This window comes from uncultured Microbacterium sp. (genome assembly GCF_963521645.1).
In the GTDB taxonomy this organism is placed as follows: Bacteria; Actinomycetota; Actinomycetes; order Actinomycetales; family Microbacteriaceae; genus Microbacterium.
Genome location: NZ_CAUQVQ010000095.1, coordinates 1 through 9,654, shown reverse-complemented (window position 1 = coordinate 9,654; position 9,654 = coordinate 1). Strand labels below are relative to the sequence as shown.

General features: G+C 69.8%; 9 protein-coding genes and 1 tRNA gene. 1 reads left to right on the top strand and 9 read right to left on the bottom strand.

From position 1 onward, the window contains the following. Positions 1-45: 45 nt before the first annotated feature. The 3 genes from RWO82_RS13920 to RWO82_RS13910 all read right to left on the bottom strand — a co-directional run bounded on the left by RWO82_RS13920 (position 46) and on the right by RWO82_RS13910 (position 3,258). A complete protein-coding gene (locus tag RWO82_RS13920) occupies positions 46-612 on the bottom strand; it encodes a LemA family protein (RefSeq protein ID WP_201469241.1) in 567 nt (188 codons plus the stop codon). An 88-nt stretch (positions 613-700) separates the two neighbouring features. Continuing rightward, on the bottom strand, positions 701-2,014 hold the full coding sequence (locus RWO82_RS13915; RefSeq protein ID WP_314428078.1) for a D-arabinono-1,4-lactone oxidase: 1,314 nt from the start codon (positions 2,012-2,014) through the stop codon (positions 701-703). Further along, positions 2,011-3,258, bottom strand: a complete 1,248-nt coding sequence (locus tag RWO82_RS13910) for an alanine racemase (RefSeq protein ID WP_314428076.1) — start codon at positions 3,256-3,258, stop codon at positions 2,011-2,013. Before RWO82_RS13910 ends, RWO82_RS13915 begins: the two co-directional genes overlap by 4 nt. A gap of 62 nt (positions 3,259-3,320) precedes the next feature. Between RWO82_RS13910 and RWO82_RS13905 the strand changes: the two genes are divergently transcribed. Then, positions 3,321-3,393, top strand: a tRNA-Leu gene (locus tag RWO82_RS13905). 17 nt (positions 3,394-3,410) lie between these two features. Here RWO82_RS13905 and RWO82_RS13900 read toward each other — a convergent pair. The 6 genes from RWO82_RS13900 to eno all read right to left on the bottom strand — a co-directional run. Then, the gene (locus RWO82_RS13900) at positions 3,411-4,217 is read right to left on the bottom strand and encodes a cation-transporting ATPase (RefSeq protein WP_314428074.1); all 807 of its coding nucleotides are present in this window, start codon (positions 4,215-4,217) and stop codon (positions 3,411-3,413) included. Between the two features lie 291 nt (positions 4,218-4,508). Continuing rightward, the gene (locus tag RWO82_RS13895) at positions 4,509-6,005 is read right to left on the bottom strand and encodes an FAD-dependent oxidoreductase (protein ID WP_314428082.1); all 1,497 of its coding nucleotides are present in this window, start codon (positions 6,003-6,005) and stop codon (positions 4,509-4,511) included. Positions 6,006-6,042: 37 nt separating this feature from the next. After that, positions 6,043-7,332, bottom strand: a complete 1,290-nt coding sequence (locus RWO82_RS13890) for a S8 family serine peptidase (RefSeq protein ID WP_314428073.1) — start codon at positions 7,330-7,332, stop codon at positions 6,043-6,045. A gap of 11 nt (positions 7,333-7,343) precedes the next feature. Next, positions 7,344-7,886 (bottom strand): DUF501 domain-containing protein, encoded by a 543-nt coding sequence (locus tag RWO82_RS13885; protein WP_314428071.1) that lies wholly within the window; start codon positions 7,884-7,886, stop codon positions 7,344-7,346. A 61-nt stretch (positions 7,887-7,947) separates the two neighbouring features. Next, the gene (locus RWO82_RS13880) at positions 7,948-8,370 is read right to left on the bottom strand and encodes a septum formation initiator family protein (protein WP_314428069.1); all 423 of its coding nucleotides are present in this window, start codon (positions 8,368-8,370) and stop codon (positions 7,948-7,950) included. A 183-nt stretch (positions 8,371-8,553) separates the two neighbouring features. Beyond that, a partial coding sequence (gene eno, locus RWO82_RS13875) for a phosphopyruvate hydratase (protein ID WP_314428067.1) occupies positions 8,554-9,654 on the bottom strand: 1,101 nt, incomplete at its 5' end.

Sequence of the window (9,654 nt, the reverse complement as noted above, 5' to 3'; positions counted from 1 at the left end):
CTGGGCGCACCCCAGGCGCGCGGCATCGCATCGGGCCTTCTCGCGTCAGAACTGCACGCGGGGCGGTTCTGAGATCGCACCGCTGTCGGCGACCTCGAAGAACTCTCTCTCGGTGAAGCCGAGTCCCTTCGCGAAGAGGTTGTTGGGGAAGACCTTGATCTTCGTGTTCAGCTCGCGCACGCCGCCGTTGTAGAACCGACGCGCCGCCTGGATCTTGTCCTCGGTGTCGACGATCGACTGCTGGAGCTGGAGGAAGTTCTGGCTCGCCTGCAGCTGCGGGTATGCCTCGGCGACCGCGAACAGACTGCGGAGCGCCTGCTGCAGGTGTCCCTCTGCGATCCCCGCCTCGCCGGGACCGCCGGCGGAGAGGGTCTCGGCCCGAGCGCGCGTGACGTTCTCGAACACGGCCTTCTCGTGCGACGCGTACCCCTTGACCGTCTCGATCAGGTTGGGAATCAGATCCGCTCGGCGCTTGAGCTGCACGGTGATGCCGCTCCACGCCTCGTCGACGCGGACATTCAGCTGCACCAGCGAGTTGTACGTCGCCCACAGATAGATTCCGATGAGCAGAATCACGCCGACGACGATCAGTACTGGCACGAGCCATTCCATCAGAGGCCCACCCTTCCTCGTGTTTGTCCCATCCTATCCGCGCAGTCTGCACGCCGACTGGGTGCGGGCCACCTGCGGAGCGGCTGTGTCACTCGCCCAGCACGCGCTCGAGGTACCGGTTGCTGAACCGTCGTTCGGGATCGAGTCGATCGCGCAGCGCGGCGAAGTCGTCGAACCGCGGATACAGCTCGCGCAGCTGCGCGGCGTCGAGCGTGTGCAGCTTGCCCCAGTGCGGTCGGCCTCCGTGCTCGAGCATGATCCGCTCGACCGCCTCGAAGTAGCTCGTGGGGTCCACGCGCCAGTACCGGTGCACCGCGATGTAGCCCGTCGCCCTGCCGTGGGCGGTCGACAGCCAGCGATCGTCCTCAGCGGCGAAGCGGACCTCGATGGGGAACTCGATGCGCCACCCGCGCTTCTGTATGAGCGCCTGGAGTTCACGGAATGCCGGCACCACGTTCGCGGCCGGAAGCGCATACTCCATCTCGCGGAATCGCACGGTCCGGCTCTGCGTCAGGACTCGATACGACCGGTCGACGTACTGTCTGTCGCCGGTGAGAGTCACCGCCAGCCTGTTGAACGGCGGCGTGATCGCGGGCACGAGCTGCGAGGCTGCGCAGACCACGCGATAGACGCCGTTCGACAGCAGCGTCTCGTCGATCCACCTGCCGACGACCGGCAGAGGCTGTCTGCGGGTCGATTCCGGCATGCGGGTCTGGCGTTTGGTCAGGGCGACCTCGGTGTGCGGGAACCAGTAGAACTCGAAGTGGTCCGACGCGGACACACGGTCGTCCAGGTCGGTCAGCACCTCGCCGAGCGGCACCGGCTCGTCGACCGCGCTGAGCACGAAGGCGGGAACGCACTGCAGAGTGACGTCGACGATGACCCCGAGCGCGCCGAGTCCCAGGGCCACCGCCGGGAGGAGCTCGGAGTCGCTCTGCTCGTCGATGCGGAGGAAATCGCCGGATGCGGTGACCATCGTCAGACCGACCACCTGTGCCGCGAGCCCCCCAAAGCCTGATCCGGTCCCGTGCGTCCCGGTCGAGATCGCGCCCGCGATCGACTGCCGGTCGATGTCGCCGAGGTTCTCCATCGCGAGGCCGTAGGGGGCGAGGAGCGCGGGGATCCGATGCAGACGGGTGCCCGCGAGCAGGGTCACACGGCGCCGCTCGGCATCGACCGAGACGAGTCCCTGCATGTCATCGAGCTCGAGGAGCACGCCGGGGGCCACCGCGATCCCGGTGAAGCTGTGGCCCGCCCCGACCGCCTTGATGCTGAGTCCGTGGGCGAGAGCCGCCGTGACAGCTCGCTGCACGCCTTCGGGGCTCCGCGGACGTTCGACCCGCAGGGGCTTGACCTGTGCGGATCGCGCCCAGTTCTGCCACGTGCCTCCGATCCTCGTCACAGGAACGCCTTTCCCTCGCCGCGATATGTCGGCAGCTCATCGATGACCTCGTCGGCGGAGACGAGGTGATAGCGGTCGATGCGCTCGGCGGGCTCGCCGCTCTTGGAATGGCGGAACCAGACGCGGTCGCCGACGGCGAGGCTCGACGCCGCCGTGCCCTGCAGCGGAGTCTGCACCTCGCCGGCAGCTTCTCGAGGAAGCGTCCGCAGACCCTGCGGCCACACGGGCAGCGGCTGCCGGGAGGCTACGGGTGGCCCGGAGGCGATCCATCCGCCGCCCAGCACCGTCGCGATGTCGGCGGTCGGCCGTCTGACGACGTCGAAGGCGAAGGCGGAGGCCGGAGCCGGTCGGAACGATCGGTACCCGTCGAAGAGATGTCCTCCGAGCAGTCCACTGCCCGCGCTCGCTTCGGTGAGGGATTCGTCGCTCGCCGTGAACTCGAGCGAACCGGTCCCCCCGCCGTTGACGAACTCCAGCGGGGCGACGTCGGCGAGCGCGGAGACGATCGCCGCACGCCGATCTCGGAGCTCCGCACGGGAGCGCGACTGCACGAAGCGGATGAGCGGGGCGTCGGGACCGGCGGCGTCGCCCTGTCCCGCGATCTGCGCCTCGTACATCTGCACTCCGACCAGCCTGAACCCGGGGCGCTGGGCGATGCGGCGGGCGAACGCCGCGGTCTCGCCCGCGGTGAACAGACCCGATCGCCGGACCCCGATGTGTCCGAGCGCTGCAGAGCGCCAGGAGGCGTCGGCATCGATCGCGACCCTGATCTCCGGGCGCGCACCCGCCGGCGCGACGCTGTCGATGATGTCGAGGTGCGCCGGGTCGTCGACCATCAGCGTGATGCGCCGTGCGGCCTCGTCGGATGCGAACAGCCGGGCCAATCCGGCGCGATCGACGGTCGGATACCCGATCACGATGTCGTCGTGCGTCTCGGCGAGCCACAGCGCCTCTGCGAGGGTGAACGCGAGGATGCCGCGATACCCGGGCAGCGCGAGGACCGCGTCCAGCACGGCGCGGACGCGCACCGACTTCGAGGCCACACGGATCGGCAGCCCTCCCGCCCGCACCAGGAGGTCCATCGCATTGTGCCGGAGAGCCTCACGATCGATCACGGCCACGGGAGCGGGCAGATGGCCGGTGGCGGCGGACAGACGAGGCCAGTAGCGCGAGGGATCCTGCCACTCCGGAGCGACGGTCGAGGGTCCCCGGTCAGGGCTCAGATCGGCGGTGAGGTCGAGCACTCCCCCACCCTACGACGTCGGTGAGATCTCTGCGTGTACGCTGAGCCAGGGCTCGGCCGCACGCCCCCGTAGCCCAATGGCAGAGGCAGGCGACTTAAAATCGCTTCAGTCTGGGTTCGAGTCCCAGCGGGGGCACTCGGAGCGACGCCGACTCAGCGGCCGAAGATGTCTCCGAGCCCCGGGAGTCCGATGTCGCCGAGCTTCTGGCCCCACTCCCCGGCGGTCTCCCCGAAGCCCGTCACGGCCTCTCCGGCAGACCCGATCACGCCTTCCGCCGCTCCCGTCACTCCCTCGGCGGCGCCCGACACCAGCTCGTCGGCCCCCAGCCCGTTCGCGATCCCCTCGAGGTCCACGCCCTGTGCGAGTGCATCGAAGTCGACGCCCAGACCTGCCGCCTGCTCGAGCAAGGGTGCGGCGACGGCGCTCGACACGGCGCCCAGCGCGACCACACCGAGCATTCCGACGGCGGCGCCGCCCACGACGCCGGCCGCGCCGACGCCCCGGGTGCGCGACAGCAGCCCCCGCATGCGTCCCGGGCGCGCGGCCTCGGTGCGACCGGCCGCTCGGGCGAGGTCGAACACCGACGACGATCGAGGGCGATCGTGCGGCGGCAGCTCGGCGTTCATCCGCTCCTGCACCTGCGTGCGCTGGGCCGGTGTCAGCCTGTCGAAGGCCTCGCGGTGGATCTCCTCGACCCGGTGCGGGTCAGCGGTCTGCAGGAGGTAGTCGTACCGCGCGATCGCCGCGCGATCGGCATCCGTCCCTGCCCGCGAGGCGGCCGGGGCGCCGCTGCGCCGAGTGTGCGGGCTCGCGGCGGGCGGCGGGCTGTAGGGGTTCCTCGTGCCCGCCGATGCGGGCGGGGTGTACCGGTTCGGCTCCCCCGCACGCGCTTCGCCCTTCGTCGAATCGAGGTCGAGGGCCTGCGCGGCCATTCCCAGCAGACGATCCAGCATTCCCATGTCGTGGCTTCTTTCGTGTGGCGTGTGAACAGCCACCGGAGCACCGGGTGGAGGGTGCAGGGGCGACGGCTGTCCTCGGATACGGACGCCAGGTCTCCTCCGCCCTCAGCGGGCCGGTGGGCCGGGACACGACCTCGTGTCCGTAGTGACGACGCCACCGCAGTCGGGAGTACTCCCCTTGCTCCGGCCAGCCTAGCGATCGCTCCTATGAGCCCGGTGCGAGGATCCGTCCGACACCGGAGACGACGAACGCCCCGACTCCGCAGAGATCGGGGCGTTCGACGAGAGACGTTACTTGGCCGCGGCCGTCTCCGCAGCCTTCGCTGCCGCGGGCTTCTTGGCCGCCGGCTTCTTGGCGGCGGTCTTCTGGCCCGCAGGCTTCTCGTCCGCTGCCTTGTCGGCGGCGGCCGCCTGAGCGGCCGGAGCCGTGGTCGCAGGAGCGGCCGGAGCGGTGGACGCCGGGGCGGCCGGACGCGGGCGGGCGGCGAACTCCTCGAAGACGTAGCGCGGGTTCTGCACCGTCTGCAGGTTCACGAGATCGCGACCGAGCCACAGGTTGTTCCACCAGCCGCCGACCACGCGGAGCTTGCGCTCCCACGTCGGCATCGCAAGACCGTGGTAGCCACGGTGCGCGACCCAGGCGACGAATCCCTTGAGCGCGATCTTGCCCGACTGGAACACGCCGTTGTACAGCCCCAGGCCCGCGACGGCACCGAGGTTCTTGTGGAAGTACTCCTTCGGGTCCTCGCCTCGCAGCACCGCGACGATGTTCTTCGCGAGGAGCTTCGCCTGACGCACCGCATGCTGGGCGTTCGGCACGCAGAACCCGCCGACGCCACCGCCCGACAGGTCGGGCACGGCCGAGACGTCACCGGCAGCCCACGCACCGGGGACGAACGCCTCGGGAGTGCCGACGCGCAGGTCGGCGCGGGTCTGGATGCGACCGCGCTCCTCGACCGGGAGGTCGCCTCCGCGCACCACGGTGGGGTTCGCCATGACGCCGGCCGTCCAGACGATCAGATCGGTCGGGATGACCTCGCCCGTCGACAGCTCGACGTTGCCGTCGACGGCGCTGGTGAGCTGGGTGTCGAGGTGCACGTTGGCTCCGCGCTTGGCGAGATCCTTCAGCACCCACTCGCTGGTCTGCAGCGACACCTCGGGCATGATGCGCCCCATGGCCTCGATGAGGTGGAAGTGCGTGTCGTCGAAGGTCAGCTGCGGGTACTTGCCCACGAGCGACGAGGCGAGCGAGCGCAGCTCCGCGAAGACCTCGATGCCGGCGAAGCCGCCACCGACGACGACGACGGACAGCAGACGGTCGCGCTCGGGGCCCGCGGGCAGCGACGCCGCCTTGTCGAAGTTCGACATCAGGCGGTCTCGGATCGCCACGGCCTCTTCGATGGTCTTGAGACCGATCGCGTTGTCGGCGATGCCCGGGATCGGGAACGTGCGCGAGACGGCGCCGGCCGTCACGACGATCTGGTCGTACGCGAACTCGTACGGGTCTCCCACGGGCGGCGTGATCGTCGCGACCTTCTCGGCGTGGTTGATCCCCGTCACCTTCGCGGTGAGGACGTTCGTGCGCTTGAGGTGCCTGCGATGCGCGACCACCGAGTGGCGGGCCTCGATCGAGCCTGCGGCGACCTCCGGGAGGAACGGCTGGTAGGTCATGTACGGCAGCGGGTCGACCATGGTGACGTCGGCTTCGCCCTTGCGAAGGTGCTTCTCGAGCTTCCACGCCGTGTAGAAGCCTGCGTAGCCTCCACCGACGATCAGGATCTTGGGCACAGTGCTGTTCTCAGGCACAGAGGGACAACTCCTAGAGTCAGGAATGTGGCGTGCGAGCGCGCGCCGATCGGATGCGCCGGGCAGCTGCGGTGACGCCAAGCGCTACCAGGATACCAGGGACTGTGAGCGCGATGAGCGGCAGGGTACCGTAGCGCAGTGAATCAGCGCTGGGAAGCAGCGGTGAACCGGGCTCGGTCGGCGCGTCGGCGGCAGGCAGCGGCGGCACCTCGACAGGCGTCACCGTCGGCACGGGCTGCGGTTCGGAGTCCGCGCGGCGGAACAGACGCACCCACTCGGCGAGGTCGCCCATGGGGTTCGAGGCGACGGTCGGCACGTCGGCGGTGACCGCGGCCTCGGCATCGATGAGGCCGTATCCGTACAGCGGGTCGGGTGTGCGCGTGACGCCCTCGACGGGTATCGCGGTGCGGATGATGCGGTTGATCACGTTGGCGGCATCGAGATCGGGATGCGCGGATCTGATCAGCGCCGCGATCCCCGCCACGATGGGCGCCGCACCGCTCGTGCCGCTCCATCGGGCCACCTGGCCGTCCGCCGAGACCCCGCGGAGTCCTTCGCTGGGCGCCGCGATGCCGATCGTGATGCCCTGGGTCGATGCCTCGAGACTCGCCGTCCCGGTCTGGTCGACACCGCCCACGGTGAGGACGCCCGGGATCGTCGCCGGTGCGCCGATGATGTTGGTCCCGCTCCCCCGGTTGCCCGCGGCCACGACGACCACGACGTCGTGCTCGAAGGCGTACAGGAACGCATCGTCCCAGCTCTTGTCCCAGTCGAGCGTGTTGGTCGTGAACGAGAGATTGATGATGTCGGCGCCGTGGTCGACCGCCCAGCGCATGCCTTTCGCCACCTGTTCCGTGAACGGGACTCGCGCGGCCGCACCGAAACCCACCGAGATCGACAGGAGGTTCGCCTCGGGAGCGACGCCGATCATGCCTGTGCCGTCCGCCGCCCCGCGTCCTGCTGCCAGCGACGCGACCCACGAGCCGTGGTTGCCGTCGATCGCGCCGAGCGGTGTGCGCCCGTCGGGAGATCCGGTGCCGGACACGTCGGTCCCCCCGATCACCGCCTGATCGAAGACTCCCGGAACATTCGCGATCCCGGTGTCGATCACCGCGATCGTGACGCCCTTGCCTCGTGTGGTCTGCCACGCGTCGCGCACGCGGGCGCCGTCGAGCCAGTACTCGGAGGCGCGCACCGGATCCGCGGGATCGTCGGGCACCGGCTGCGGAGTCGGCGTCGGAGCGGCAGTCGAACCGAGCAGCAGCACGGATGCCACGACCGTCGCGATCGCGACAGCCCCGCGAAGCATCCGGCCGCGCCTCATGCCGAGGAGTCCTCGACCTCGCGCACGGCAGCGCCCGGGTCTTCGCAGCGGCAGAGGTCGGGCGACCACGAGGAACGGGCCAGCGCCTGATCGCCGATCGGGTTCACACCGGGGCCCGCAGCGAGCGCGTGCCCGGCCAGCGCGTGCAGGCACTTGACGCGTGTGGGCATGCCGCCGGCGGAGATCCCGTCGATCTCGCTGACGTCACCGAACTGGGCGCGATCGGCGAGGTAGGCCTCGTGCGCCGCGAGATACGCGGCGGCGACGTCGGCGTCGTCCGCCAGCAGGGCAGCGAGCTCGGGCATCACCTGCGTGGCCTCGAGGGTCGACATCGCGGCGGTCGCCGCCGGGTGCGTCAGATAGTAGAACGTCGGGAAGGGCGTGCCGTCGGGCAGGCGAGGAGTCGTGGCGACGACAGTGGGATTGCCGCACACGCACCGTGCCGCGATGCCGACGACACCGCGCGCGGTCCGCCCCAACTGGGCCGACACTACGGCGAGCTCGGCGGTCGTGGGGGCGGCGAAAGGCGGGGTGGTCACGTGTCCAGCGTACGGGAGCCGCCCGAGAGGATGCTCGACGCGATCTCCCTGCGACGACCTGTCACTCGGGGACGGCGGCGGTGTCGCTGAGCCCCGCGGAGGTCAGACTGCGCAGCAGTTGAGGCATCCAGTCCGACGGTGTCTCCTCGAGCGTGTCGCTGACCGGACCCTGCTCCTGCGGCAGAGCGGCGGGGTCGAGGTCGTTGTCGATCAGGTAGACCACTTCGCCCGGCTTCACGTAGTAGAGCCGCTCGCGAGCCTGCGTCGTGATGTAGGCCGGGTCGCTCCAGCGCTCGCGCTCCTTCTCGAGGGCGGCGATCTCGTCTTCCGAGACCGTGATGGAGTGCTCGAGGGCGGAGATCTTCTGTCGTTGGTCGATGAAGGTGCCGAGCGTCGGCACCAGCACCCACGCGCCCAGAACGACGAGCGACAGCATGATCACGGAGAACGCGGACAGCCGGATGCCGGACGTCCATTCGCGCACGTCGACCCGGCGGTCGGCGGTTGCGCCCGCTCGAGGGGGCCGGGACCGGCGGGAAGATCCTGCGGTCGACCCGCGGGCATGCGTCGTCCCACCCGGAGACGCCGAAGGAGGAGCCGGTCGTCGTACCACGGCTCCTCCTCGGGGTTCGGCTCAGGGAGCCGGATGGGTCTCGTTCAGCTGCAGTCAGCCCTGGTAACGCGGGAAGGCGGAGCGGCCGGCGAAGACCGCCGCGTCGCCCAGCTCCTCTTCGATGCGCAGAAGCTGATTGTACTTGGCGACGCGCTCGCTCCGAGCAGGCGCACCAGCCTTGATCTGACCGGCGTTCGTGGCGACGACGAGGTCGGCGATCGTCGTGTCCTCGGTCTCGCCCGAGCGGTGCGAGAGCATCGCGGTGTACCCCGAGCGCTGCGCCAGGCTGACCGCGTCGAACGTCTCGGTGAGCGTGCCGATCTGGTTGACCTTGACGAGCAGCGAGTTGGCGACGCCGCGCTTGATGCCGTCGGCCAGACGCGTCGGGTTCGTGACGAACAGGTCGTCGCCGACGAGCTGCACCTTCGAGCCCAGAGCGTCGGTGAGGAGCTTCCAGTTGTCCCAGTCGTCCTCGGCCAGGGCATCCTCGATCGTGACGATCGGGAAGTCGTTGACCAGTCCCTGGTAGTACTCGATCAGCTCAGGGCCGCTCCAGTCCTTGTTGTCGAGGCGGTAGACGCCGTCGGTGAAGAACTCGGTGGCTGCCACGTCGAGGCCGAGGGCGATCTCGGTGCCGGGCTTGAAGCCCGCCTTCTCGATCGCCTTCACCAGGAAGTCCAGACCCTCGCGGTTGCTGGGCAGGTCGGGAGCGAATCCGCCCTCGTCGCCGAGGCCGGTCGCGTAGCCGGCGGCCTTCAGCTCGCCGCGCAGCACGTGGTAGGTCTCGACGCCCCACCGGAGCGCCTCGGAGTAGGTCTCGGCACCGATCGGCGCGAGGAAGAACTCCTGCATGTCGATGCCGTTGTCGGCGTGCTCGCCACCGTTGATGACGTTGAACAGCGGGACGGGCAGGACGTGCGCGTTGGGGCCGCCCAGGTAGCGGAACAGCGGCAGGTCGGCGGAGTCGGCCGCGGCCTTGGCGACCGCGAGGCTGACGCCGAGGATCGCGTTGGCGCCCGTGCGCTTCTTGTTCTCGGTGCCGTCGGTCTCGATGAGGATCTCGTCGACGATGCGCTGCTCGCTCGCCTCGACGCCCTCGAGCGCCGGGCCGAGCTCGTCGATGATCGCGTCGACGGCCTTGAGCACGCCCTTGCC